This is a genomic window from Pantoea sp. C1E2, assembly GCF_056491465.1.
Genome location: NZ_JBSZHT010000003.1, coordinates 17771 through 43718 on the forward strand (window position 1 = coordinate 17771; position 25948 = coordinate 43718).

The 25948-nt window shown below is 54.4% G+C and carries 23 protein-coding genes; 8 read left to right on the plus strand and 15 right to left on the minus strand.

Features of this window, described 5'->3' with window-relative positions; all coding sequences use genetic code 11:
* The first annotated feature begins 85 nt into the window (after nucleotides 1-85).
* The gene (locus ACXI0A_RS20565; protein ID WP_476147268.1) at nucleotides 86-1537 is read left to right on the plus strand and encodes a sugar porter family MFS transporter; all 1452 of its coding nucleotides are present in this window, start codon (nucleotides 86-88) and stop codon (nucleotides 1535-1537) included.
* A gap of 14 nt (nucleotides 1538-1551) precedes the next feature.
* On the opposite strand, the gene ACXI0A_RS20570 is transcribed toward ACXI0A_RS20565, so the two are convergent.
* Nucleotides 1552-1722, minus strand: a complete 171-nt coding sequence (locus tag ACXI0A_RS20570; RefSeq protein ID WP_097119721.1) for a DUF2256 domain-containing protein — start codon at nucleotides 1720-1722, stop codon at nucleotides 1552-1554.
* 307 nt (nucleotides 1723-2029) lie between these two features.
* Here ACXI0A_RS20570 and ACXI0A_RS20575 point away from each other — a divergent pair, with 307 nt between their 5' ends.
* Complete coding sequence (locus ACXI0A_RS20575; protein WP_476147267.1) at nucleotides 2030-3121, plus strand: oxidoreductase; 1092 nt, start codon at nucleotides 2030-2032, stop codon at nucleotides 3119-3121.
* 165 nt (nucleotides 3122-3286) lie between these two features.
* On the opposite strand, the gene ACXI0A_RS20580 is transcribed toward ACXI0A_RS20575, so the two are convergent.
* Nucleotides 3287-4708, minus strand: a complete 1422-nt coding sequence (locus ACXI0A_RS20580; RefSeq protein ID WP_476147266.1) for an aminotransferase class I/II-fold pyridoxal phosphate-dependent enzyme — start codon at nucleotides 4706-4708, stop codon at nucleotides 3287-3289.
* 96 nt (nucleotides 4709-4804) lie between these two features.
* Between ACXI0A_RS20580 and ACXI0A_RS20585 the strand changes: the two genes are divergently transcribed.
* Nucleotides 4805-5575 carry an arylamine N-acetyltransferase gene (locus tag ACXI0A_RS20585; RefSeq protein WP_476147265.1) on the plus strand — a complete coding sequence of 257 codons (771 nt, stop codon included), beginning with the start codon at nucleotides 4805-4807 and terminating at the stop codon, nucleotides 5573-5575.
* Nucleotides 5576-5817: 242 nt separating this feature from the next.
* Here ACXI0A_RS20585 and ACXI0A_RS20590 read toward each other — a convergent pair whose 3' ends face one another.
* The gene (locus tag ACXI0A_RS20590; protein WP_476147264.1) at nucleotides 5818-6933 is read right to left on the minus strand and encodes a metallophosphoesterase; all 1116 of its coding nucleotides are present in this window, start codon (nucleotides 6931-6933) and stop codon (nucleotides 5818-5820) included.
* A 309-nt stretch (nucleotides 6934-7242) separates the two neighbouring features.
* Here ACXI0A_RS20590 and ACXI0A_RS20595 point away from each other — a divergent pair, with 309 nt between their 5' ends.
* On the plus strand, nucleotides 7243-7581 hold the full coding sequence (locus ACXI0A_RS20595; RefSeq protein ID WP_476147263.1) for a hypothetical protein: 339 nt from the start codon (nucleotides 7243-7245) through the stop codon (nucleotides 7579-7581).
* A gap of 150 nt (nucleotides 7582-7731) precedes the next feature.
* On the opposite strand, the gene ACXI0A_RS20600 is transcribed toward ACXI0A_RS20595, so the two are convergent.
* The 8 genes from ACXI0A_RS20600 to ACXI0A_RS20635 all read right to left on the minus strand — a co-directional run bounded on the left by ACXI0A_RS20600 (nucleotide 7732) and on the right by ACXI0A_RS20635 (nucleotide 17602).
* Entirely contained in the window at nucleotides 7732-9003 is a 1272-nt protein-coding gene (locus ACXI0A_RS20600) for a Glu/Leu/Phe/Val family dehydrogenase (RefSeq protein ID WP_160869066.1), read from the minus strand.
* 120 nt (nucleotides 9004-9123) lie between these two features.
* Nucleotides 9124-9744, minus strand: a complete 621-nt coding sequence (locus tag ACXI0A_RS20605) for a TetR/AcrR family transcriptional regulator (protein WP_080748146.1) — start codon at nucleotides 9742-9744, stop codon at nucleotides 9124-9126.
* Between the two features lie 28 nt (nucleotides 9745-9772).
* Entirely contained in the window at nucleotides 9773-10924 is a 1152-nt protein-coding gene (locus tag ACXI0A_RS20610) for an aminotransferase class I/II-fold pyridoxal phosphate-dependent enzyme (protein WP_476147262.1), read from the minus strand.
* A 19-nt stretch (nucleotides 10925-10943) separates the two neighbouring features.
* On the minus strand, nucleotides 10944-11753 hold the full coding sequence (locus ACXI0A_RS20615; protein WP_476147261.1) for an SDR family NAD(P)-dependent oxidoreductase: 810 nt from the start codon (nucleotides 11751-11753) through the stop codon (nucleotides 10944-10946).
* Between the two features lie 2 nt (nucleotides 11754-11755).
* Complete coding sequence (locus tag ACXI0A_RS20620) at nucleotides 11756-13438, minus strand: hydantoinase B/oxoprolinase family protein (RefSeq protein ID WP_476147260.1); 1683 nt, start codon at nucleotides 13436-13438, stop codon at nucleotides 11756-11758.
* Nucleotides 13438-15525, minus strand: coding sequence for a hydantoinase/oxoprolinase family protein (locus ACXI0A_RS20625; protein ID WP_476147259.1), 2088 nt, complete (start codon nucleotides 15523-15525; stop codon nucleotides 13438-13440). Before ACXI0A_RS20625 ends, ACXI0A_RS20620 begins: the two co-directional genes overlap by 1 nt.
* 40 nt (nucleotides 15526-15565) lie before the next feature.
* Nucleotides 15566-16906 (minus strand): MFS transporter, encoded by a 1341-nt coding sequence (locus tag ACXI0A_RS20630; protein ID WP_476147258.1) that lies wholly within the window; start codon nucleotides 16904-16906, stop codon nucleotides 15566-15568.
* 63 nt (nucleotides 16907-16969) lie between these two features.
* Nucleotides 16970-17602, minus strand: a complete 633-nt coding sequence (locus tag ACXI0A_RS20635) for an RraA family protein (RefSeq protein ID WP_476147257.1) — start codon at nucleotides 17600-17602, stop codon at nucleotides 16970-16972.
* A 618-nt stretch (nucleotides 17603-18220) separates the two neighbouring features.
* Between ACXI0A_RS20635 and ACXI0A_RS20640 the strand changes: the two genes are divergently transcribed.
* The 4 genes from ACXI0A_RS20640 to ACXI0A_RS20655 all read left to right on the plus strand — a co-directional run bounded on the left by ACXI0A_RS20640 (nucleotide 18221) and on the right by ACXI0A_RS20655 (nucleotide 21827).
* A complete protein-coding gene (locus ACXI0A_RS20640; protein ID WP_476147255.1) occupies nucleotides 18221-19750 on the plus strand; it encodes a Fic family protein in 1530 nt (509 codons plus the stop codon).
* Nucleotides 19751-20053: 303 nt separating this feature from the next.
* A complete protein-coding gene (locus ACXI0A_RS20645) occupies nucleotides 20054-20314 on the plus strand; it encodes a hypothetical protein (RefSeq protein ID WP_476147254.1) in 261 nt (86 codons plus the stop codon).
* Between the two features lie 125 nt (nucleotides 20315-20439).
* A complete protein-coding gene (locus ACXI0A_RS20650) occupies nucleotides 20440-20721 on the plus strand; it encodes a D-apionate lactonase family protein (RefSeq protein ID WP_476147253.1) in 282 nt (93 codons plus the stop codon).
* A 359-nt stretch (nucleotides 20722-21080) separates the two neighbouring features.
* Complete coding sequence (locus ACXI0A_RS20655; RefSeq protein WP_476147252.1) at nucleotides 21081-21827, plus strand: UTRA domain-containing protein; 747 nt, start codon at nucleotides 21081-21083, stop codon at nucleotides 21825-21827.
* Here ACXI0A_RS20655 and ACXI0A_RS20660 read toward each other — a convergent pair.
* The 4 genes from ACXI0A_RS20660 to ACXI0A_RS20675 form a co-directional block, all read right to left on the minus strand.
* Nucleotides 21814-22809 carry an Ldh family oxidoreductase gene (locus ACXI0A_RS20660; RefSeq protein WP_476147251.1) on the minus strand — a complete coding sequence of 332 codons (996 nt, stop codon included), beginning with the start codon at nucleotides 22807-22809 and terminating at the stop codon, nucleotides 21814-21816. The genes ACXI0A_RS20655 and ACXI0A_RS20660 overlap by 14 nt on opposite strands.
* On the minus strand, nucleotides 22806-24128 hold the full coding sequence (dctA, locus tag ACXI0A_RS20665) for a C4-dicarboxylate transporter DctA (protein WP_476147250.1): 1323 nt from the start codon (nucleotides 24126-24128) through the stop codon (nucleotides 22806-22808). Before dctA ends, ACXI0A_RS20660 begins: the two co-directional genes overlap by 4 nt.
* Before the next feature lie 101 nt (nucleotides 24129-24229).
* The gene (locus tag ACXI0A_RS20670; RefSeq protein WP_479410264.1) at nucleotides 24230-25399 is read right to left on the minus strand and encodes a UxaA family hydrolase; all 1170 of its coding nucleotides are present in this window, start codon (nucleotides 25397-25399) and stop codon (nucleotides 24230-24232) included.
* A gap of 2 nt (nucleotides 25400-25401) precedes the next feature.
* Nucleotides 25402-25686 carry a UxaA family hydrolase gene (locus ACXI0A_RS20675; protein WP_436339263.1) on the minus strand — a complete coding sequence of 95 codons (285 nt, stop codon included), beginning with the start codon at nucleotides 25684-25686 and terminating at the stop codon, nucleotides 25402-25404.
* Nucleotides 25687-25948: the final 262 nt, after the last annotated feature.

The following is a 25948-nucleotide window of genomic DNA, read 5'->3' on the forward strand; positions in this document are numbered from 1 at the left end:
AGATCTCATTTTTCAAATCCTGACTATACTCATACCTTTCTTTACACAGTGTTAGCTGTGTTTTTAGCAACCCATGGAAGCTTAAATGCAAAACTCTTCTCCGCCCCCATCGGATGATGGCGGCTCGCTCAATTTAACCGTGCAGCAACGTCTGTTCTTTGTGGTGTTAGTCGCCACCATGGGCGCGCTGGCGTTCGGGTATGACACGGGCATCATTTCCGGGGCGCTGCCCTATATGACTTTACCGACCTCGCAGGGCGGACTTGACCTCACCCCCTTTACCGAAGGGCTGGTCACTTCTGCGCTCACATTCGGTTCAGCGTTTGGGGCCTTTGTTAGCGGGTTTGTCTCTGATCGCTTTGGCCGCCGAATCACGCTGCGCAGTCTGGCCGTGCTATTCGTTGCTGGTGCATTAGGCACCACCATCGCGCCGAATCTTGAGATCATGGTGGTGATGCGATTTATCCTCGGATTCGCCGTGGGGGGCGGATCCTCCACGGTTCCGGTGTTTATCGCTGAGATTGCGGGTCCGAAACATCGTGCGCCGCTGGTCAGCCGTAATGAGCTGATGATTGTGTCAGGCCAGTTGCTGGCTTACATCGTCAGTGCGGCGATGAGTCTGTTACTGCACGATCCGAGCATGTGGCGTTATATGTTGTCGCTGGCGATGATCCCGGGTGTGCTGCTGTTTATTGGCACCTTTTTTGTCCCGGCCTCACCGCACTGGATGGTGGCCGAAGGGCGCATAAACGAGGCGTTACGTATTCTGCGTAAATTGCGTGAGAATCCGCGCGAAATTAAAAAAGAGATGGCGGAGATGCGCCAGAACGCGCGCGAAGCCCGTCAGGGGCCGCCCGCGCGTGAACTGCTGAAAGAAAAATGGATAGTACGATTGCTGCTGTTGGGCTGCGGTATGGGGATCGTGGCACAATTCACCGGTGTGAATGCTTTTATGTATTACACGCCTATCATTCTTAAAAGTACCGGACTTGGCACCAGCGCGTCGATCGCAGCCACGATTGGCAACGGTGTGGTATCTGTGATCGCGACTTTTGTAGGCATCAAAGCGATCAGCCATTTTGGTCGCCGCCCAATGCTGATCACCGGGTTATCGGTGGTGATCGCGATGCAGCTGGCGCTGGGAGCGGTGCTGGTACTGATGCCACACAGTTTAGTGCAAAGCCTGCTAGCGCTGGCCTGCATCCTGGTGTTTCTCTTCTTTATGCAGATGTGTATTTCGCCCGTGTATTGGCTGCTGATGTCTGAGCTGTTCCCGATGAAAGTACGTGGCGTATTGACCGGTTCAGCGGTGGCTTTTCAGTGGATATGTAACGCCATCATTGCGTTGGCTTTCCCGCCACTGCTGTCGCTGGTGGGAAATAATGCATTCTTTATCTTCGCTGCGATCAACGTGGCTTCCCTGGTGTTTGTCGCGGTGATGTTGCCGGAAACCCGCGGCAAATCGCTGGAAGAGATCGAATCACACATGCGTGAACATTTTGGCGAGAGCACGAATGAAACGGTGGCTTCAGCGTAGTGGTTGAAATCGTATTATGACCCGCTGCCGACCCTGTGGCTTTTGGCTGCACGGCGGCAGCGTTCCGAGCAGTATTGCACTTCATCCCAGCAATTTTCCCACTTTTTACGCCAGGTCATCGGCTTATGGCACTGCTTGCAATAGCGGACGGGCAGGGATTTTTTGTTTCCTTTGAAGTCTTTCATATCGTTTGAATTGGGTTTTTTCCAATAATTGGACTGCTGACATAGAGCTGGACACCGGGGCAATGACATTGCCTATCGCACGCCATTTGAGCGGGACGGTAAGGAGTGCTACGAGCAGATCAGGAGTCAAACAATAGTAGATCATTTGGTGAGAATGGTCGTTTCATGTTGCCAGGGTTGCTATTCAGGTATGACGCGCTGATGGTTCGCGCTACTGGCATTAATCATTAATAACAGAATGAATAAAACGGTTTAACCTTGAGTCAAACCTGTGCAGCGCTGCTGCTAACAACGTTAAGGGATAAAGATGAGTCAACTATTTAGTGCCGCAAAGATTGGAGAGCTTGAGCTGGAGAACCGCATCGTGATCGCCCCGATGTGCCAATACTCCGCCGATGCGGGATGCGCCAGCAGCTGGCACCGCATCCATTTAGGTTCACTGGCGCTTTCTGGCGCAGGATTGCTGATTTTGGAAGCCACCGCCGTTGAAGCGGCAGGCCGCATCTCGCCGGGAGACCTCGGGCTGTGGGATGACAAGACGGAAGCCGCGTTACACAGCGTGCTGTCTGACATTCGCGCCTGGTCACCCATCCGCCTGGGTATCCAGCTGGGCCACGCCGGGCGTAAAGCCTCATGCCGTGCGCCATGGCAGGGAGGGCATCAACTGCCGGAGAGTGAAGGTGGCTGGCAAACCGTCGCACCTTCAGCATTGAGCTTTGCTGAACAGGATGCCGCTCCAGCAGCACTGGATTCGGCGGGGCTGGCGCGCATCAAACAGGCATTTGTGGATAGCGCGCAGCGTGCGGTGCGTCTGGGTATTGAGCTGATTGAAATCCACGCGGCACACGGTTATCTGCTGCATCAGTTCTTGTCGCCACTGAGCAACCAACGTCAGGACCAATACGGTGGTTCGCTGGATAATCGTTTACGATTCCCACTCGAGGTGTTTGCGGCGGTACGTGCCGCCGTACCTGCTTCGATCCCGGTTGGCGTGCGTCTCTCTGCCAGCGATTGGGTTGAGGGTGGCTGGGATATTGAGCAATCTATTGTGTTTAGCCAGCAGCTGGAAGCACAGGGCTGTGATTATGTGCATGTGTCGAGCGGTGGGCTATCTCCACAGCAATCCATCACTGTGGGGCCGGGATATCAGTTGCCGTTCGCACGCGATATCCGTCAGCAGGTGAAGATTCCGGTTATCGGTGTGGGCTTGATCACCGAGCCGCATCAGGCAGAAGCGGTGGTGGAGCAGGGGGACGCCGATCTGGTCGCGCTGGGTCGTGCCGTGCTCTACAACCCGCACTGGCCATGGCAGGCTGCTGCCGTGCTGAATGCGCAGGTTAAAGTTCCGTCACAGTATTTGCGTTCTGAACCGCACGGTGTGAAGGGGACGCTGGTTTAATTTTAATTAGTCTGGCGGCTCTGCTGGAGTGACCCGATTTATAAAACGTTCTACAACTAGCCGGCGATGCTGGAAGGGCTATGTTTTAACTTTGGGGCACGCGTCGAGTTCTGATATGAACCGAGCCAGAAGGCCCGGCATTTATTTCTGATGCGCCATATAAACTCAGGCCATCAATTCGTAACAAATCGCACCAATCTGGTCCACGGCATTGAGCAGCTGTTCCGTTGGTTCGTTGGCACAATTTAACCGCAGGAAGTTCTGTAACTCCGCTCCCGGTGAAAACAGCGGTCCAGGGCTAACCCCAATGCCCAGCGCCAGCGCGCGACGATGCACTTCAAGCGCATTGATCGGATGCGGAAGTTCAACCCACAGCAAAAAACCGGCTTCCGGTGCAGTAACGCGTGTGCCAGGCGGGAAACTCGCTTCAACCCGTGCGATGACGGCTCGCACACCTTTCTCAACGCGAACCTTCAAACGCCGCAGGTGCCGATCGTAGTCCCCACTGGCCAGTACGTCGCTGGCGGCGGCTTCAAGTAACGGCGCGCCCGCCCAGTCGCCCGCCATGCGCGCCTGCAAAACCTGGGTGTGATAGCGGCCGGCGGCAATCCAGCCAATGCGCCAGCCCGGTGCGAGAGTCTTGGATAATGAACTGCAGTAAATCACATTGCCACGCTGATCAAAGGCCTTGCAGGCGGGAGGTCGCTGCCCATCGCCAGCCAGATCGCCATACACATCGTCCTCAATTAACGGGATGCCTGCACGTTCAAGCAATGCCACAAGCTCCTGCTTGCGCGCAACCGGCATACTGGCGCCAAGCGGGTTTTGCACGGTAGGCGAGGCCAGTACGGCAGCGGGTCGATGCCGTTTAATGGCGTCAGCGAGCGGTGCCAGCAGCAATCCTTCAATGGGATCGGTGGGGATTTGTAGTGCCTTCAGGCCCAAATCCTCCAGCAGCAGGAGCGTGCCGAAGTAGGCGGGCTGCTCAATCGCGACGGCATCGCCAGGCTGACACACGGCGCGCAGTGCCAGACGCAGCGCCTGGGTCGCCCCAGCGGTAATAACAAGGTCGTCTGCGCTAAAGCGTGCGCCCCATTGCGCGGCACGTGTGGCTATCTTATTGCGCAGGTCGGCCCGGCCCGGTGGCAGGCTATAGCTTTGGCCATGCGCATCCAGACGGCGACCTGCCGATTGCAGCGCCCGCTGGAGTGTCTCCGTCGGCAACCAGTGGGGATCGGGCAGCGCAGCGCCGAGCGCTATCAAACGGCTTTCTGCGCTACTGAACAGTGAACGCGCAACAGCTGACAAGGTCACGGGCACAGGGCCCGACAGCGCAGGCGGTATTTGCCGTTCGGTGTTTCGCGCAGTGACGAAATAGCCCGAGCGCGGACGTGCAATAATCAATCCTTCCGCTTCCAGACAACGCAGGGCTTCCAGAGCGGTTGGCAGACTTACCTGTTCGCGTTCGGCCAGTTTGCGTGCGGAGATCATCCGATCGCCGGGTCGCAGCGCACCGGAGGCGAGGGTGTGTCGCAGACTCTCAGCAATGCGGCGGTAATGTGGGGACGATAATGGCAGGACGGACATGTCGATCTGTACAGTCTGATTTTCGATAAATCTGACTATACAGACGATGATGAGTGCCATCTATAGTGTCGGGCATGAACCAGACAAGGAGGCACTATGCAAAGCAATAACTTCGACCTTTCCCGCTATTTCCGCCGCATCAATTACACCGGCCCTGCAGCCGCCGATTCTGCCACGCTGCACGCCATTATGCGTCATCAACTTTTCTCCGTGCCGTTTGAGAATCTCGACGTTCAGGCAGGAAAAGTTGTCTCGCTGGTGCCTGAAGAGATCAGTGACAAGATTCTGCATCAGGGGCGAGGGGGCTACTGTTATGAGGTCAACGGGCTGTTCGCCATGGCGCTGGAAGCGTTAGGCATTCCCTACCGTTTTGTGGCAGCAAGGCCGATGTTCTACCCGGTGCGCCGTCCCAAAACCCACATGGCAATCATTGCTGAAGTTGATGGCCGCCAGTGGCTGTGCGATCTCGGGTTTGGTAGCTACGGCATCCGCGCACCCGTAGCCTTAGATCAGCTCAATAACGATATTAAACAGGATTTCGATACGTTCAAACTCAGCTGTGACGCGCATGGCGAGTATCTGCTTCAGGCGAAGGTAGAAGGGGAGTGGTGTAACCAATACAGCTTTGACCTGTCACCGCAAGAGTGGATTGATTTTGCCCCGGCGAATTACCTCAACTCGACGCATCCTGATGCGATTTTTGTGCAGAAACGACTCATTGTGCAGCATTGTCCGGAGGGACGGATGATCCTGCTAGGAGATATGTTGAAAACGGTGACGGCGAATGGCGTGGAAAAGCAGCAGCTGGCGGAAGATGAAATTGATGCTGTGCTGCAAAGCCGCTTTGGGTTAGTCAGGCGTACATAGGATCGTCAAAAGAACGAGGCAGGAAATTTTTGGGGATAAATATCCTTGTAAGCCAGAACCTTTGTGCGGCGTTAACTGAGCATATTTTGACGATGGTTATGGCTCCAACGTAATTTTTGATTTCCATATGATTAATCGTTTTTAGTCCTTGTTGGCTCAATACAAGCCATGAGCCTCGCATAACAGGCTCATGGCTATGCACATTCTTCTCAACGTTTTTTTAGAAGATATGACTCAAAACTTCACTCTTTCCGCTGCAACGTAATCCGCGTCAGTTCAGAAGGGCGTCCCAGTCGTATTGCCATGCCTGGCCAGAGCGCAGTGCCGTTATTCACATAGAGTTGCATGCCATCCACATCATAAAGTCCTGAGACAAAGCCCGCGTTGGGTTTTGCAAACAAGCGGTCAAAACCGACGATCAGTCCGCCGTGGGTGTGACCAGATAGCTGCAAATCGACTTTGTGCGTTGCGTTCTGGCGCGCATTGCGTGGTTGATGATCCATCAAGATTACCGGAGCATCAGCAGGAACACCCTCCAGCGCCAGCTCAAGGTTAGGGCCAGTGGCTTCTCTGCGGGAGGCTGAAACATCGGGCAGACCGGCGATCGCTAGCTCCGCGTCGCCGCGTTTAATGAGGGTATGGCTGTTGAGCAAAGGTTGCAGTCCTAACGTCGCAAGATGATCGGTCCAGCGTTGCTGTTCAAAGAAATACTCATGGTTGCCAGTGATGGCATAAACGCCGTCCGGCGCATGTAAGCCCCTCAGCGGCTCCACGTCATTTCTGCGATTTTCTAGGGTGCCATCTATGACATCGCCGGTCACCAGGATCAGGTCAGCATCCAGGGTCATGGCCTTTTTCACCATGGCTGCGGTCCATGCGGCGTTGAACACTTTGGTGATATGCAGATCGGTGAGCTGAAGCAGCCGGTAGCCTTCAAACTCGCGCGGCAGATTATCGATTTTTATCGTCACCTCTTTTACGGCGGGGACGCGTATGGCCTGATGGACGCCCACAGCCGCCACTACCATGGTTAAAAGCGCAGCGCCATATTGTATGCCTGGTGTCATCTGCAGCGGGTGCCGCACCAGCAGGGAAATGAGTGTCACCACATCAATCAATATTTGAGTGAACGCGAGCAGTAGCACTGTGCCAAAGGCCCAGCTGAACAGGATGGTGACGGCACGTGGCATTTCAGGTGAGAAAATGCCGCCCGGGGTAAATCGGCTAATTAATAGATATTGAGAAGCCAATAAAACCACCAAAGATAGGATGATCTTCAACACTAACGGCATGGCTAATGGGATAACGAATCGTGCGATAACATACCAGCTTGGTATGCTGAAAATCAGATGAAACATCACTCTCTTCCCTGGTAGATAAGCGCTGAATCCGCGCAAAATTAAATTAAGATGATGACGTTATGACTGTTTATAGCTCGAATTAAGTGGATAGAAAAGGTTTGTTTGGCCGCTGTTATCGTTCGGCTTTGATTCGTGCAGCTTGTTATTTTGAGAACTAATGATGCTAAATAGCGCTTGGCTTATCTGATGATAAATATTGCTTCACAAAATCTTTTAAAAACTCATTGGACTAAAATCGCACTTCTCACTATTTCTTCCTGAATATTATCTCTGATATTGTCTTCTCCCAAAGCTTGTATAGTCCGCGTGGACGATTCGAACGGATGGCATCCAGAGGTAAAATTGGAAATAACGTACAGCATCGATTTTCAGTACAAGCGACGTGGTGAAGAAACCCCGACCCCGGCAGGCAGTGTCATTCAGACCTCTGGTGAAGAAACTCCGGTGATGTTTATTCCTTCAGTAGGTGATTACGTAGAAATTGGTGGAAATCCAGAAGAGAACGAGGCGCTCAGTTCTTTCCGGGGAGTTGTGATCTCACGCTTTTTCCGTTATGACCGACAGTCAGAGTATGAAGTGTTCTGTCACGTCAATATTTTAGTGGAAGAGTCTTTCCAGAATTTTGGTCATCTCGTTCAGGACTAGTTAACCACTAATATCCAGGCAGTAGAAAACACCCGGATAGTGAATCCGGATGTCATCCATTGTCACAATTCGTCCAAAATTCTGCGTTGAAGCCCTACAAAGCAGATGAAAAACACTTCCCCCCACGCTATTTAAAAGCTGAGACTGCCCTCACGGATACAATCCACGCTCCTTCCTTGCCGTCAAAATCCGCTCGCAAGCCACGGCATAAGCCGCCGTTCGTAAACTCACTGCCAGCTGTTCCGATTTTTGCCAGATCGCGAGCAGCGCCTGTTCCATGATTTTGTCTAGCCGGGCGTTAATTTCATCTTCGCTCCAGAAGAAGCTGGAAAAATCCTGCACCCACTCGAAGTAACTGACGGTGACGCCACCTGCGTTGCAAATCACATCGGGCACCACCGTGATGTTGCGCTGGGTCAGGATGTCGTCCGCTTCGGGCAATGTCGGGCCGTTGGCACCTTCCAGCACCATACGGCACACCAGTTTTCGCGCGCGCTCTGCGGTAATTTGCCCTTCCAGCGCGGCGGGGATCAGGATATCGCATCCCTGTTCCCAAAAGGCCTCGTGGCTGATCGCCGTTGCGCCATGAAACCCGGCGATGCTGCCGTGCTGCTGTTGCCAGCGAATCAGTGCCGCCACATCAATGCCGGCTGAATGATGCAGCGTGGCGCTGTGATCCTGCACCGTGACGACCTTAGCACCAGACTGCGAAAACAGTTCGGCGGCCACGCTGCCGACATTACCGAAGCCCTGCACCGCCACGCGTGCGTTTTCCAGTTCCAGGCCGATCCGTTGCGCGGTGACTTTTCCGGTGACAAACACACCGCGCCCCGTTGCCTTCACGCGGCCCAGTGAACCACCGAGATGGATGGGTTTGCCGGTCACCACACCGGTACTGGTCATGCCGACATTCATCGACCAGGTGTCCATCATCCATGCCATCACCTGCGGATTGGTGCCGACGTCCGGTGCCGGAATATCCTGTTGTGGCCCGATAATGCTGCCAATCTCGCTGGTGTAGCGGCGCGTCAGTCGCTCCAGCTCCTTTTTGGATAGCTCACGCGGGTCGACGCGGATACCGCCTTTCGCCCCACCAAACGGCAGATTAATCGCCGCACATTTCACCGTCATCCAGGCTGACAGCGCCATCACTTCTTCCAGCGTGACGTCCGGGTGAAAACGCACGCCGCCTTTACCCGGCCCGCGTGAAAGATTGTGCTGCACGCGGTAGCCTTCGAAATGCCTGACGCTGCCATCATCCATCTCCAGCGGGATATCGACGATCAGCGCACGCTTGGGATGGCGCAGCGTATCCGCCCAGCGCGAAAGTTCGCCCAGATAGGGAAGGACGCGATCGACCTGCGCCAGATAGGTCGCCCAGGGAGAGTGTTTATCTTCTGATACATAGGAAAGCGCTGTCATCATTTCACCTTTTTGCACCGCGCAGGCGCTGCCACCTAAATTCAGGATGCAGGAAGCCCTCACAGTGGCTGTGATCATCAAAAGAAGAGGGAAAAGGCCGCTGAGTGGCGGCCTCGATATTTACTTAGTGCGGCAAGCTTCCACGCTGAATTCATTGGCGGTGGCGAAACCGCGCAGGCCGCCAATGAGCACTGACATCAACTGCGTACCCACCTGTTTTTCCGTCAAGCCAACGGTATCCAGCAGGTCAAAGATTTCACGGGGATCGAACAGGATGTTCCACAGGAAAATCGCTTTATCACCGATGTCCGGCAGATCCATTTCACCCATCGCCTCACGTAACGCCGGACGCAGCGCATCCGCTTGTACTTTCAGGTAATCCGCGCCTTCCCATAAACGTTCCAGGTAGCCACGGCGGTTACGCATCGGCACCATTGCGGCGCCGTTCTCACGCACCAGTTTGATCCAGTGCCGGCTGATGTTCTCCAGTTTCTGCAGGCCCGCGCAACTCTGGCTCAGACTGAAATCGAGCAAAAGCTGTCCCACTTCCTGACGATAGGCGTTCAGCACCTCTTCTACCGACGTAAACTGGCGATAGGCCGTGGCAACGGATACGCCGGCTTCGGCGGCAATCTCCGCCAGGCTTATCGGGTTTTCTGCATGCTCAAACAAGCGGGCTCCCGCCTGAATTAAGTTTTTGCGGTTTCTTTCGGTATCACTGCGCATCGGTCTTCCCGCCATGGTGGGTTTTCTTCCTGTGTTTTACGTCTCAGTTCAAACCAGCTAGCGCACGCTTAAGGCGGCGCACGCCTTCGACAATCGCCTCATTGCTGGCCGCGTAGGACAGACGCAGGTGGCGCTCACCTGCCGCACCAAACTCACTGCCTGGACGGACGGCAATGCCTTGTTCACGCAGCAGCGCGACCATATCGATTGCCGGGATCGGCAATGAATAGGAAGGGAAGCAGTAAAATGCACCCTCGGGTTCATTGAGCGACAGCTCCGGGATGGCGTACAGCCCTTCCATCATTAACTGGCGACGTTCACGGTAGACATCATACATACCTTTGACGTCGTTTTGACACTGCGTGAGCGCCACCAGTGCCGCGCGCTGCACTGCACTGTTCACCGAGCCGTTAACACTATTGTGGACGCGCGCGGCGGCAGCGATCATCTCAGCGGGTCCCGCCAGATAGCCCACGCGCCAGCCGGTCATGGCGTAGCTTTTTGAGAAGGTCTGGCAGTACAGCGTGCGGCCAGCGAAGGCGGGCACCTGCAATACTGAAGTGAAAGGGCGATCGGTGAACACCAGATCGCTGTAAGCTTCATCGGCAATCACCAGATTGTTGTGTTTACTGACCAGCTTACCCAGGGTTTCCATCTCTTCACGGCTGTGCACGATGCCGGTGGGGTTGCCTGGATTACAGAACACAAACAGTTTGGCGCCCTCCAGCGCTTTATCCAGACGATCTAAATCCCAGTGTAAATCGCTGCGGCACGGCATGGGAATGCAGATACCGCCCGCCATGTTGACCAGATCGGCATACAGCGAATAAGTAGGATCCGGGATGACGACGCGATCGCCCGGATTGACGATAGAGAGGATCGCGGCAGCCAGGCCGGCGGTACCGCCGTGAGTCACCAGCACTTCACCGTTTTTAACCGACATGCCGCTCCGCGCAGAGACGTCGTCGGCCAGCGCCTGACACAGAGTTTTATCGCCCAGCAGAGGGGCGTAATGGGTATAGCCCTGCTGCAGTGCTTCAACCGCCGCCTGGACAATACGCGGTGGGGTATCAAAATCGGGTTCGCCCATCGCCAGCGAGACCATGTCACTGCTGGAGGCAGGCTGCTGTACGCGCAGTGACGTGCGTTCGACACGCAGTACCGCTTCGGATGCTTTAAACAGTTTAGCAGACATTATTGACCTTCCTGGGGGATCAGTTGTGGTTGAAACGCTCGGCTTTGCACTCTGCGGGCGCATTTTTCCAGCGGCTGATCTCCAGATCGCCGGAAACGTCACGCAGGAAGGTCGGCGCGACAATCAGTTCTTCGATCACCGTGCGCATCGGCAGGCTGGCGCATAGCAGGATGGCGTCGGCGACATCCTCAGGCTGCACCATATGGTCACGAATGCTTTGCAGCGGCGGGTTGGCGCGGTTATCCATAATCGGCGTGTTCGTTTCCCCTGGCAGAATGCAGGTCGAGCGGATGCCGTCATTGCGGAAGGTGTTATGCAGATAAGTCATGAAATTGCGCACGGCGGCTTTCGCGGCACCATAGGCTGCGCCACCCAGCAGATTTGGACGCAGCGCCGCCAGAGATGACACGGTGATGATGGTGCCGTTTTTACGTGCCAGCATGGAAGGCAGCAGCGCCTGCGTCAGCAGGAACACGGCTTTCATGTTGACGTCCTGCACCTGATCCCACTCTTCTTCCTCGATCCAGCGCGCGTTCAGGGTTTTGCTGGCGCTGCCGGCATTGTTGACCAGAATATCCACCTCGCCCAGTTTATTTAGCGTCCAGGCAACCAACGCATTCACCTCTTGCTTGCTGGCGATATCAGCAGCATAAGCCCAGGCTTCACCCCCTTTCTCACGCAGTTCCGCCACGACTTCATCTAGCACCGCTTTACGACGACCCACCAGCACCACGCGCGCGCCGCGCTGCACAAAACCTGCGGCAGCCGCTTTACCAATGCCGCTGCCGGCGCCGGTGATGATCACTACTTTTCCCGTTAACTGTTCCATGCTTAGCTCCTGTTCAGTGCAGCGACGTCCACGCCGTAATCACGCAGCGCTCCCGCCTCGGTGATGTAGCCTTCCTGTAAATCCCACAAAATAGCTTGGGGGTCACGTTCAGCGACCGGCATCTTGCCGCCGCCGCCTGGCATTTGAATGGTGACTTCATCACCCGGCAAAACATCATGACGGCCAACCGGTTTGGCGAGGGATTCACCGTTGATGGCGATAAAGTTAGGTGCCCCTGCCGATCCGCCCAGCACGCCCTCTGCCGCGTGTTTCTGGCGCGAATAGAACATGCTGTGCGAGAGTGGATATTGGCTGGTATTGCGAATCACCATGCGCTGCGCCACACCGCCGCGATAACGTCCCGCACCGCCGGAATCCGGCACGATGGCTTTTTCGAGGAACAGCAGCGGCGTGGCGGATTCAATCAGTTCGACCGGGGTGGAAGACATATTGCCCGGGAAGCCAGTGACAATCCCGTCCGCTGCCGGTCGTGCGCCGGTGCCGCCGTTGACACACAGACTCTCGACAAAGCGGCGACCGTCATCGAACTGGCCTGCAAACACGTCACAGGTCACCGGTGCACTGCCCGAATGGCCCATCACGCGCTCTGGCATGATCTCTGACAGCGCGGTGAAGATCGCGGCGTGCGCCATATGACCAACGCGGTTGCGCATTTCAACCGCACAAGGCGGGCGCGCGTTGGCAATCGACCCTTCCGGTGCAGTCACGGTAATGGATTTAAAGCAGCCCTCATTATTAGGCAGATGCGGTTCCAGCAGGCACTTAAGCGGGTAGACGCTGTAGGCGTAAGTGAAGGACATCGGGCAGTTGCTGCCAAACATCGATTCGGCCGAAGAACCGGCGTAATCGATGGTGATATTGCTGCCCTCGACAATCACCGCCACATTAAGGTGAATATCGCCTTCATAGTCGCCAATATCGACCGCCGCTTCGTAACGACCATCCGGTACCGCTTCAATCGCTTTGCGCATCGCGGCTTCGGTCAGCGAATGGATTTTCTCTGCCAGCGGGGTGACGGATTCCAGTTTCAGGTCATCCATCAGCCCCAGCAAACCGTTAGCACCAATCTGGTTGGCGGCCAGCATTGCGTGCAGATCGCCTTCCACCTGGTCCGGTGCGCGAACGTTGGCGAGGAACAGATCCAGCAGTTGCTGATTGACCTGACCTTCCATCATCAGCTTGCTGGGCGGAATGAGGAACCCTTCCTCATACATGTCGCGCGATGAGCCCATATTCAGCGAGCCGCCGATATCCGACATATGTGCCGCTGCGCCGGTAAAGGCCACCAGTTTGCCGCCGCGGAACACCGGCGTGACCACCGTAACGTCGTTGAGATGACCGGTGCCCAGCCAGGGATCGTTAGTGATCAGGCTGTCACCCGGTTTCAGGGTGTCAGCCGGGAATTTCGCCAGTAAATGGCGCACGGTGGCGGGCAGGGTGCCGATAAACACCGGCACGCTGGCTTTCGGTTGTGCCAGAGAACTGCCGCTGGCATCCATCAGCAGGCAGGAGTAATCGCCCACTTCACGGATAATGCTGGAGAACGCCATGTTGACCAGCGTGGCTGCCGCTTCTTCAGAAATACTCACCAGGCGATCCCAGGTAATTCGCAGGCTGATGGGATCGTCGAGAAATCGCAGATTGTCAGGGGTGGTTGTCGCCATCAGTTCAGCTCCATCAAAATATTGCCTTGTTCATCCAGCTGCGCAGAAGCACCCGGACCGACATAGATTGCACACTCTTTCTCCTGCAGCAGTGCCGGACCCTGCACTGCCACTCGCGTGACCAGCAAACTGCGCGGGATCACGCGGCATGGGCGGTAGCCCTGTTCACGGCCGAGATAAACCTGCAGGCTTTTTTCACGCGCGTCCGGTTCGGGATGACGCAGCTGATCGCTGGTGTGGAGTGTCGGAGGCGTGGTTTGTACGCGCCCCCGCCAGTTCACCACTTCTACACCTTGCCCCGGCAGCGTGCGGCCAAAGCGCGCCAGATGGGCGGCTTCGAAGATATCGATCAGCGCCTGGACATCGCCGTGGCTCAGGAAGGTTTCAGGCAACGTCACGGTCAGTTCCGATCCCTGCCCGACATAGCGCACGCCGGCAAGCTTTTGCTGTATGGCGGTGGCAGGATCGGCGTTTGCCGCGGCCAGTGTGGTCATCGCTTCATCGAATCCCTCAGCGAAAATCGCGCTGATGGCAGCGACGTCAATGCCGGGTTGCAAGCGGCAACGATCGGCACGCACAAAATCAGCACTCGGCGGTGCGGTTAACAAACCGAAAGCCGAATAGACGCCCGCGCCGTTCGGGAAATAGACCCGTTTGACACTGAGCTGTTTGGCCAGCGACCAGGCGTGACTCGGACCCGCGCCGCCAAATGCCAGCATCGTCATCTGTGACGGGCTGACATTTTTCTCAACCGAGTGGGTGCGAAGCGCTTCGGACATTTTGCTGTTGGCGACTTCGTGGATGCCCCATGCGGCCTCTTCAATACTCAGCCCCAACGGTTCAGCGATGCGTTGGATCGCGGTGCGGGCAGCCTCCACATCGAGTCGCATCCGGCCGCCGAGAAAGGCATCGGGATCCAGCAGGCCCAGAACCAGGTTGGCGTCAGTGACCGTTGGCAGCTCTCCGCCACGGCCATAGCAAGCCGGTCCCGGCCAGGCGCTGGCGCTCTCAGGACCAATCTCCAGCAGGCCAAGTGAATCCACGCGCGCGATGCTGCCGCCGCCTGCGCCGATTTCAATCATGTCGACTACCGGCAACTTGACCGGCAAACCGCTGCCTTTTAGCAAACGGTCGGCGCGACCCACTTCATAATCGGTGGTGATGGAAGGTTCACCGTTGCGCACTACACAGGCTTTCGCAGTGGTGCCGCCCATATCAAAAGCCAGCACCTGATGTTCATCGTTCTTACGGGCAAACGCGGCTGTCGCCACAATTCCGCCTGCCGGGCCGGATTCGATGATGCGCGTGGGATAATCGGCCGCCACCTGCGGCGCCATCAAACCTCCGTTGGAGCCCATCACCAGCCAGTCGCAGGTGAAACCGCCTTCGCGCAATTTTTGCTCAAGCCGCGCCATATAACGACGCGCCTTAGGTTGCACGAAGGCATTCATCGCCGTTAGCACGCCGCGATCGTATTCACGGATCTCACGTGACACCTTATGAGAGACAGAGATCGACACGCCCGGTAGTTCCCGGCTGAGAATCTCCTCGATCTGATTTTCATGATCGGGCCAGGCGTAAGCGTGCATGCACAAAACCGCCACCGCTTCATAACCTTGTGCGCGCAGTTCTGCCGCCAGGTGCACCACTTCTTGCTCATCAAGCGGAGTGACCACTTCACCGCGTGCCGTGACGCGCTCAGTGATCTCATAAGCCTGCGAGCGGGTCAGCAGCGGTTTTGCCGGCGCACCGTTCAGGTCATAGATGTCATAGCGATACTCACGCCCCAGCACCAGCACGTCGCGGAAGCCACGCGTTACCACCAGTGCGGTTTTGGCACCGTGACGTTCCAGCAGAGCATTAATCGCCAGCGTGGTGCCGTGGGTGATGGTGTGAATATCACCGGCCTTCAGTCCCGCCATCTCCACCAGTTGAGTCAGCCCGGTATAAGCGCCCTCGGAAGGGTCTTCCGGCGTGGTCAGCGTTTTATGACGAATCGCTTCGCCGGTGACGTCGTTTAACAGCACCAGATCGGTAAAGGTGCCACCAATATCAAACCCTATCCGCCAGGGTGACGCGTTTTTCATAGTGACCTCGAAATCCTGAGTGAATACTTGTGTTCAGTGCTTATTCATCAGCCAGCGGCTTGCCGGCGCTCTCTTTCAGATACAGCGCGCTGATCAGCGTCAGCGCCGCGGTGAAAATCACCATGTAGCTGGGGATGCTGGCGATACCGGTCATGCCGATCAGCCAGGTCATCAGCAGGGGGGCGGAACCGCCGAAGATTACCGTCGAGAGATTGAAGCCAATGCTGTAGGCGCTGTAACGCACGTTGGTCGGGAACATCTCTGCCAGCGTGGCCTGAATCACGCCCGCGTGTCCGGCGAAGGCGAAGGCCAGCAGAATGGATGCCATGCAGGCCAGCGGGAACATACCGAGCGTCAGTAACCAGAAGCACGGCCATGCCAGTACGGCCATGGCAATCGCGGAGGCAATCAACAGCGGTTTTCGACCGAGGCGATCCGAGAGCCACGCCATCAGCGGGATGGCACCGACGATGGTTAACAGACCGCAGGCCGTCACCATCAGGCTCTGAATCTGCTGGAAGTGCATCACCTTATTGAGGTAGGTCGGCATGTAGACAAACAGAATGTAATAACCTGGGCCGTTCACGGCTGGCAGGGTGATGGCCAGACCAATCGCTTTCAGATGGCGTTTTGAGGAGAGCACTTCGCGGATCGGGTTACGCACTACGCGCTTGCTGGCCTTCACCATCTGGAAATGCGGCGTATCTTCGATGCGGGTACGGATGTAGACGCCAATCAGCGCCATCGGAATGGCCAGCAGGAACGGGATACGCCACATCCAACTGTTCATAGCATCGACACCAAACACGTTAATTAAGCCGCTGATTAACAAACTGCCGAACAGCAGCGCGATAAAGGAACCCATCACCAGCGGCGACATCACCACCGCACGACGATGGTCTTCCGCATACTCCGCCACAAAAGAACCGGCCCCGGACACTTCACCACCTGCGGAGAACCCCTGCACGATGCGCAGCAGGATCAGCAACGTGGGGGCGGCCCAGCCGATGCTTTCATAGCTCGGCAACAGGCCTATTGCGGCGGTTGCCAGTGAAATCATCAGTAACAGGATCGCCAGCAGTTTTTGGCGTCCAATTTTGTCACCGAGGTAACCACAAATCACGCCGCCAAACGGACGCACCACAAAGCTGACGGTGAATCCAACATAGGTGAGCATCAATCCGGCATCGCTGGTGTTCATGTCACTGGCGGCAAACACCAGCACCAGTGAACTTACCAGCAAGCCGTAAATTCCGTAGTCATACCACTCTACAAACGAACCGACTCCGCCTGCGATTGACGCGCGGCGTACAACGTTGTTCTTCGTCTTTCCATCCTTCGGCAGTGCGTAATCCATTGTTGCGGCATGTGATTTCGTCATCTGTTTTGCCCTGAGTTAAGCGTGATTAATCCCCGGAAGGCCTTAAACGGTATTGGCCTGACTTTATTTATATTGACGGGTCACTTCCGCCGTCATTTCTGCTTCACGTCGGGCAACTTCGCGCACTTCCGCCAATACCGCCTCTGCGCGCCAGAAAGGAATGACAATGATGCCGTCGTCATCACCCACCACAATATCGCCTGCGGCACATACCACGCCGCCAATCGCCACCGGCTCACCGATCACGCCCGGACCATTTTTGAACGGGCCAGCAGGAGAAACGCCGCGACAGAAGGTCGGTAAGCCCGTCGATTCAATGACTTTGCGGTCACGCACTGCACCATCAATCACCTGTGCGACGGCACCCGCATGCTGAAATCGCTGAGTGAGCTGTTCACCTACCAGGGCGCGGTCAATGTGGCCCTGGCCATTGATCATCATCACATCGCCTGGCTGGATATAATCCAGTGAACGAATAACGGCAGCGTTATCGCCGGGCGTGACCAGCACAGGAAAAGCAAAGCCGACGAACGCGGTGTAGGTGGTGACCGGAACGATCCCGGCATCGCACATGTTCAGTCTTTCCATTGCATCACCAATATTGGCAACGGGAAAATCAGCGAATGCGGCAAGCCATTTTTTATCGGGACGGTTCCATGCTTCTGGAATACGGACGTAAGCTGTTTCAAGTGCCATGCCAACCACCTTTTAAGTGAAAAGTATTTATCAAGTGAGAATGTTTTATCACTTTTAAATTTGCGTTAGCAATACGCTCATCAGGATGAAAATGTGGTTTTTTAGCTGAGTTTTGGAAGCTTTCCATGAAGGGTTTCTAGCGTATTGCTATGAAGTTAATGACTATTTTCTGTTGGTTTTAATGGATAAAAAACAGCCTGAATTTATAAATTCATTTCTATATTATTTTCTTATGGATTTATTTTGACGTCACGCACAAAAATAGCGCGCCGATCGTTAAATATGACGGATGCATCACAATAATGGTGCATTGAATTATAATTATTTAGCTATATCTATCTTTAGAAGGGCTATTTTCCATGACTAAAATGCCGGATAACTGCACCGTTTAAGGGCAACCTTCACTCAGGTGAAAGAATTTTGCCGCCTACAACTGACTTCTCGGCAGTTCGTCGGGTGGCTTTTCACACACGGCGTAAATTATTATTTTCAGCGTCCAGGGCGTTTTTGTTAGCATTTTAGCGTGCGTATTAGTCGAGTTGCCTCGCCCTGTTAGTGTTTTCGCGCTATAGTGCGGATAAATTATCGTTTTCACCTGGATGTTAAAGGATTCAGCCGATGCTGGTGGGATTTAAGGCGCTCTGCAAGCGCTATCACATTGAACTGGTTCAGCCACTTCGCGTGGAATCGGCTATTGGCACGGTTCGCGCCACCCATGAGAACCAGGGACGCATCGAAAAGCGTTATCCTCCGAGCTATCAACCTGACGATAGCTTCTCAGGCCATTTTGCGTTTGGCCTCAAATATGAAGAGATCCATCTGGAGTTTTTTGCCCGGCTCTTCGCTGCCATCGGCCCTGAACCGATCGAAAGCTGGTGCCTGCGCGAGCCCTTTGGCCAATACGCACGCCGTACCGGTTTTCTCTATGAATGGCTAACAGGTAACACGCTCACCAACGTGCCCGATGTCGCTAATGGCGGCTATATTACGGCGATCTCCGCAAAGGACTATCTGACGCGGACTTCAGCGATCAAGAATAAACGCTGGCGTATCAATGATAACTTACCCGGCTCGCCTGACTTCTGCCCTGTGGTTCGCCGCACGCCAGAGATTGAGAATGCCATTTCTTTCGATGTGACCGCCGCACTACACGAACTGGATGATACCTTCGGCGCAGATGTTCTACTGCGAACCGCCAGTTGGCTGACTTTCAAGGAGTCCCGTGCCAGCTTTTTGATTGAGAAAGAGGCGGAGCAGGCCGATCGTATTCAGCGATTTGCGCATGTCATTGCGCAATATTGCGGCCAGATCGATGACCCGCTCAGTGATGAAAGCCTGCATATTCTTCAAAGAGGCATTCTCGGTCACGATGCGTTGGGACTGGGGCTGCGTCGCTCGCCGGTGTTTGTCGGACAGGCCACGATGCGCGAAGATATCGTTCACTACGTCGCACCGCAGTTTGAAGATTTGCCGCAGTTTATGCGCGGATTGCAGGAGTTTGAGCTCGCCACGCGTGGTGCAGAGCCTCTGGCAAGAGCGGGCGTGATTGCCTTCGGCTTTGTGTATATTCATCCGATGCGCGACGGCAATGGCCGTATTCACCGCTTCCTGATTAATGACTCATTAATCCGCGACGGTGCCATTCCTGAAGGCGTTATTCTGCCGGTCTCCGCCAGCATCACCAGCTCACTGGATTTCCGTGTTGGCTATGACCGCACGCTGGAAGTGTTCTCGAAACGCCTGATGCGCCGCTATGCGACCTCCTGCCATTTCGGTGAGATCGTGACGTATGACGACGGTACACCCAGCAACTTCACCTTCTCCGACTACGAAGACGCGCGCTATGCCTGGCGCTATCCGGATTTAACTTCTCACGTGCTGTATACCGCTAAAGTGATTGAGCACACCGTGCGCGTGGAAATGGCCGATGAAGCCAGAGTGCTGACGATATTCCAGAAAGCACAGGAGCGGCTGAAGGAAGTGCTGGAGATGCCGGATCAGGATGCGAATCGGATAATCCGATCATTGAAAGAGAATGGCTGGCAGGTGTCAGGAAAGTTGAGAAAGGAGTACCCGCAACTGGAGGATGCTGCAAGGGCGGAAAGGATTGTGGTGGCAGTGAAGTCGGCGTTTGAAGAGGGGAGTTAAGGGATACCTTCTGTGAAGTATGATCGAAAGAATGAGCTGCTTGGGGAGAGATATTTATATTGAGGTCAATGCCGATAGTAAATTTTTGTGAGTAAATAACATTTTAGAAATGTGTTAAGAAAGGCATTAATAAATTACTTTGCCATAAATTTTAATCATTGAATTTGAAGCGGGTGATGCGAAGTGGATGTGTCTCAATAATGTCCTGTGCATACATTATGACAATGTACTTATAGGATGATTCCCTATCGCCATAAATAAAACAGAGATTAGACTTAATAGGGATAATCAACGGGAGGATTTATGGACGATTGCATCATTTTTAGCGAGGGGCAGCAACCCTTTATTAAAAAAGTATCCCGCAGCAGCACTCATATTGAAGTTTATAATCCTGTGACAGGAAATTTCGATACGTTCAGGTTTCATGCTGTTTTAAAGGGAAGAATGACACGGAATCCCCAGAGATTTCTCTATGCGGGGAGAGGAAAAACAGACCCCTATGAAGAGTGGGATGTCTGGCAGCATATTAATCATTTAAAACCGTCGCCTGTATCCCTTTCCTGAAGTGGATATGACTTAGCAGGGGTGTTGGGTTGATCGATTATAAATTTACGTTAATCATTATCCCACTTTGGGAAGGAAGAGCCGATTCAACATCCCGCCGCTGACGACTCACCTGATAAATATTATTGACCTCAGCCAAAACGGACCCAATCCGGTGTTGTTATGTCGACTGTTCCTATAAAGTCTACTCCCGGCCGTTGGAGAAGCCGTGGCCCTACTCGGTGGATGCGACCCAACGCTCAACGCGAGAGATCATTGGTGGCGAGAAAACCTACCATTTAAGTCCCTCAATGATCAGCATGCGCGGCAATCCCTATGGTGCTGATGTTTACGAGAATCCCGACAATAACCTGTTTGCCTACCTCAGTGCGGCAGAACAGGGTATTGATGCCATGCCTTCACAGTGAATTGAGGCGTTCTCACTCTCATCCTCTATAGGACTAGGGTATTCCAGTGTGATGAATAAGAGTGCCATGATTTTCCCACTATAGGTGAGCGAAGTATGGGGAGTGGCGGTTAATCTTTCTTTGTGTTCGCGACGGCAAGCGAGGAAGATGAAAAAATAAATGATTAATCAATGCCATGTCACATTTAGATTATTCCCTTCAGTATACCTCTACCGACTTTAAGCCTTGTTGCAAACTGGATATCCCTCACAAAACTCATCAAAATCGAGTATTGATGGGGATTTTTCTGTTCTAAACTCCTCTATATGTCATAGTGAAATAAATATGATTTTCGCGTATGTATGTTGTAGGAGTGAATCATGAATTCTGAATTACCGGCGTCACCGGATGTGAAGTCTGCGATTTTTCAGCCGCTCTATTTGCAAATCAGCCAGCTACTACTAGAGCGGATCGCTTCCGGTGAGTGGCCCGCAGGCACGTATATCCCCAGTGAAGCGAGCCTGGCAGAAACCTATAACGTCAGTATTGGCACTTTACGCAAAGCGTTGAATGAGCTGGTCAGCAGTAACGTGGTTATTCGTTATCAAGGCAAAGGAACGGTCGTGGCCGCTCACGATTCTGATAGCGCGCTGTTCCGTTTCTTCAATATTCTGCGCGACAACGGTGAGCGCTCATTACCGCTGTCACGCGTTCTGGCACGCCATCTGCGCACCGCATCAGAAGAAGAAGCGCTGGCGCTGGATATTGTGTCTGGCAGTAAGGTCATCCACATCTGGCGCGTGCGTGATCTGGATGGTGCTCCCGCCATACTCGAACACGTCTATATTGATGCAGCACGTTTTTCCGGGATGGATCGTGAGCCTGACATCCTGCCGAATACGCTTTATCAGCTGTACCAGCAGAAATACGCCTGTACCGTTGCCAATGCGCATGAGCAAATCAAAGCGGTAAATGCAGGACCAGATGAAGTCCTGCATCTGGAGGCGGAAGAGGGGGAAGCGCTGCTGCGCATTTACCGCATTGCACGGGATTTCCAGGATAAAGCAGTAGAATATCGGGTATCCACGGTGATGACGCGCCACCACGCCTATTTTAACCAGCTCTGATCCGTAACTGTTCCAGCAAGGCCGCAGGCAATGAAATCTGCTTGCTGTTTTGCTGCGTCACCGCCTGACGGCGTTCTCCAGGCAAGCGCACTCCGGGTTGCTGCAGCATAGTCGTGAATAACTGCTCGCTGTGCTGAACATAGCCGGGAGAGAAAAACGCTGGATTCAGCAATAGCAGCAACTGTGCAATATGTGGCGGCCCTCCTTCGGTATTGAAAAACGAACTGGCCTGAAAACCATAATTGCTGCCCGTCAGTCCAGCCGTCAGCAGCTCCACCATTAATGCCAGCGCCGCGCCTTTTGCTCCGCCCGCGGGTGCCATGCTACCTGCTAGCGCGGCGTCGGCATCCTGCGTCGAGTTCCCATCCCTGTCCAGTGCCCAGCCCAGCGGGATCGCCTCTTGCTTCTGGCTTGCCAGCATAATCTTACCGCGTGCGACTTCAGAGAGTGATAGGTCAATCACCAACGGAGGCTGGTTCTCACGGGGTGAAGCAAAAGCAATAGGGTTGGTGCCAAACAGGGGGATATTGCCGCCCCAGGGTGCCATCGCAGCGGGTCCGTTGCTGAGCGCGAGACATACTAAGCCCTGACAAGCAGCCTGTTCAGCGTAGTAACCTGCCATGCCGAAGTGGTGTGAGCGGCGGATCGCCACCGCCACAATGCCGCTTTGCTGCGCTAAGGCGATCCCGCGATCCAGACCTTGCTGTACCGCAGGAAACGCCAGACCGGAATCGGCATCTACGTTCACGACATTGCCATGCGCAGCCACCGCAGGTTGTGCCTCTGGCTTGAGTTTGCCGCTATCCAGCTGGTCGAGATAAAACGGCAGCCTGGCGAAACCGTGCGAGGCAATACCTGCTTGTTCTGCGGCCATCAAGGCGGCGCAGGTATCTGCGGCTGTTGCGGCACTAACACCGGATTGACGCAATGCCTGTTGAGCAATAATGTTGAGTTCTTCTACCGCCAGCGTCATGTGGCTCATTGTGACGTACTCCTCTCTTCCTGTGTGGCTGTCAGCGGCGTGTCAGGGTTTTGCTGCTCTGGCAGGGTGATCACACCGGGCCCCTGACGGAGCTGTTCGTGTAACTGTGCCAGATCGAGTTTCTTTTCCCAACGGGCAATGACCAGTGTCGCCACCACGTTACCGATCATATTGGTGACGGCGCGCATCTCATTGAGAATGCGATCAATGCCCAGCACCAGCGTGATACCTGCCAGTGGAATAATGTTATGCGTTGCCAGTGTGGCGGTTAAGGCAATCAGCGCCGCGCCTGCGACGCCTGCACCACCTTTTGAGGTGAGTAACAGAATCAACAGTAAGCCAATTTGTTGCCATAGCGTCAGGTCGGTATTGGTGGCCTGAGCAATAAACAGAGAAGTCATAGTGAGGTAAATCGCCGCACCGTCAAGGTTAAATGAGTAACCCGTCGGTAACACCAGCCCGACAATCGCGCGATCGCAACCCAGCTTTTCCATTTTCACCATCAGACGCGGCAGCACCGATTCAGTTGTCGATGTTCCTAACACAATTAACAACTCTTCACGGAAATAGAGGATGAGCCGCCACAGGTTGACGCCGACCAGCTTGCAAATCAGACCCAATACGCCGCCAATAAACAGGAAACTGGTGATATAAAGACAAACAATTAGCATGCCAAGGTGTTGCAGGGAGGTGAGTCCATATTTCCCCACGGTAAAGGCGATGGCACCAAAGGCCCCCAGCGGTGCCAGGCGCATGATGAGCTCGACAATCCGCATCAGGACTTCGCCACACTGCTCAATGGTTTTGGTGATAAAGGCACTGCGCTGCGAAACCAGCGAGAGTGCTACCCCGAACAGCACGGAAAATAACAGCACCTGTAATAAGTTGCCCTGGGCAAAGGCGCCAATCACCGAGTCCGGAATGATCTGCTCAAGGAAGCCTTTGCTGTGCTCACTGACGTTGACGTAATGATTGACGGCGCTGCCGTCCAGTTTGCTGGCATCAACGTTCATGCCCGCGCCAGGTTTCATCATATCCGCCACCACCATGCCAATAATCAGCGCCAGGGTGGTGACCACTTCAAAGTAGATCAGCGTTTTGCCGCCGACTTTGCCAACTTGCTTCAGGCTCTCCATCCTTGCAATACCAATCGCCACGGTACAGAAAATCACTAAGGTCACGATCATCTTTATCAGACGGATAAAGGTATCGCCGAGGGGTTTCATCTGAACGGCAAAATCAGGGAAAGCGTACCCCACAGCAACTCCGGCGACCAGGCCGATAAGAACCTGGACGTAAAGGTGCTTGAGCATTCGCATTGGGTTATCCTCGCGAAGCCTGACGGCTGCGAACCGGCGCTCGGGAAGCCGCCGCAGGCGAGTAAAGAGATGACGCCCGCCCGAAACGGCGGGCAGGTATGTTACGCACTCTCAAAGATACGGGTCAGGACAAATTCACGATGGCCCAATGCCTCGGCGGCGGTGAGTCGTCCATTCGCGGTACGCAACAGCGACTCGAGCAGCGCATCCCCGGCCCCTTCCATATTCATCTCGCGGCGCAGCACAGCAGAGACATCCACATCAATATGCTCTGACATAGTGCGCACCGTGCGTGGATTCGCACACACTTTGATGACCGGCAGAATCGGGTTACCAATGACGTTGCCCTGACCGGTCGGGAAGAAGTGGGCGACATAACCGGCCGCTGCGCACAGCGTAACCATTTCAGCCGCGGCAGACGAGGAGTCCATGAACCACAAGCCGGGACCCGTTGGGGTTTCAGCTTTATCAAGCACGCCATCAACCCGACACTTCTTACCAATCTTCTGAATATTGCCCAGCGCTTTCTCTTCGATGGTCGTCAGCCCGCCCTCAATATTTCCTTTGGTGGGCTGCGATTCCGAAAGATCGCTGGTTTTCCAGCGGTCAATCATTGCGCTATAGCGATCAAACATGAACTGGAACTTCTGGCGCACATCATCATTCGCGCAGCGTGCAGCCACAAGATGTTCACCGCCGGTCAGCTCTGACGTTTCGCCAAATACCAGGGTATTGCCGTTCTCGTACAGACGGTCAAACAGGTTGCCCACCGAAGGATTAGCACCACACCCTGATGTGGTGTCCGATTCGCCGCATTTGGTCGATACCCAAAGCTCGCTGATATCGCAGGTTTCTCGCTGCAGTTCAGACGCATATTGCGAAAACTCACGCGCTTTGCGTGAAGCGGCGCAAATGGTGTTGTGATCGCCATTCTGCTCAATCCAGAAACCGGCGACCGGTTTACCCGTGGCTTTGATACCGTCAACCACGCGTTGTGTCCAGCCTGGCTCAATGCCAATCACAACCACCGCTGCCACATTCGGGTTACAGCCAGTACCAATCAGGGTGCGGAAGTGCAGTTCAAGATCTTCACCAAACTGTAAGCGACCGTAAGGATGGGGCAGCGCTATAGTCCCTTTAATGTTGTTTGCTACCGCTTCTGCTGCTGCATTGGAGATATCATCTACCGGCAGCACAATCACGTGATTACGAATACCCACTCGGCCATTTTCACGACGATAGCCTGCAAACTGACGCCCTTTGATTTCCATCATTACCACCTTTTGGTTTTAACGTTGTGTACGTGCAGATGTTCACCCTGCTGGATTGCCGCCACGACACGGCCAATGTCTTCACCGTATTTGATCACCGTGTCATTCACCGCCAGATCGCGAATCGCCAGCTTATGGCCGATTGGAATGGCATCTTTTACTGCAAACTCAATGGTTTTGTTTTGGTCCATTATCCAGCCAGTCAAGGTTTGACCGGCTTCGACCCCTTCCACCACTACGACTCCTACCGAGTCGCCATCATCGTGAACCACGAAATCAATACTCATCACAGCCTCCGGTTATTGCACAACAAATGAACTCATGTATATGACATATGATAGATGAATTGAGATGGCAAAATTTATTTCTGTTTTGACACATTTTTTGCGAGCGGCTTCACGAATGTAGGGATGGATGCAGATGAGTAGGAAGGTATTCAGAGCCTAATCAGTTAAAGCGATGATTGATAATGATTTAATTTATAAGGCTTAAAACAAGGTGGTTAAAATGTGATCGCCTTATGAGTTCTGTGTATTGATGCCGATCGCG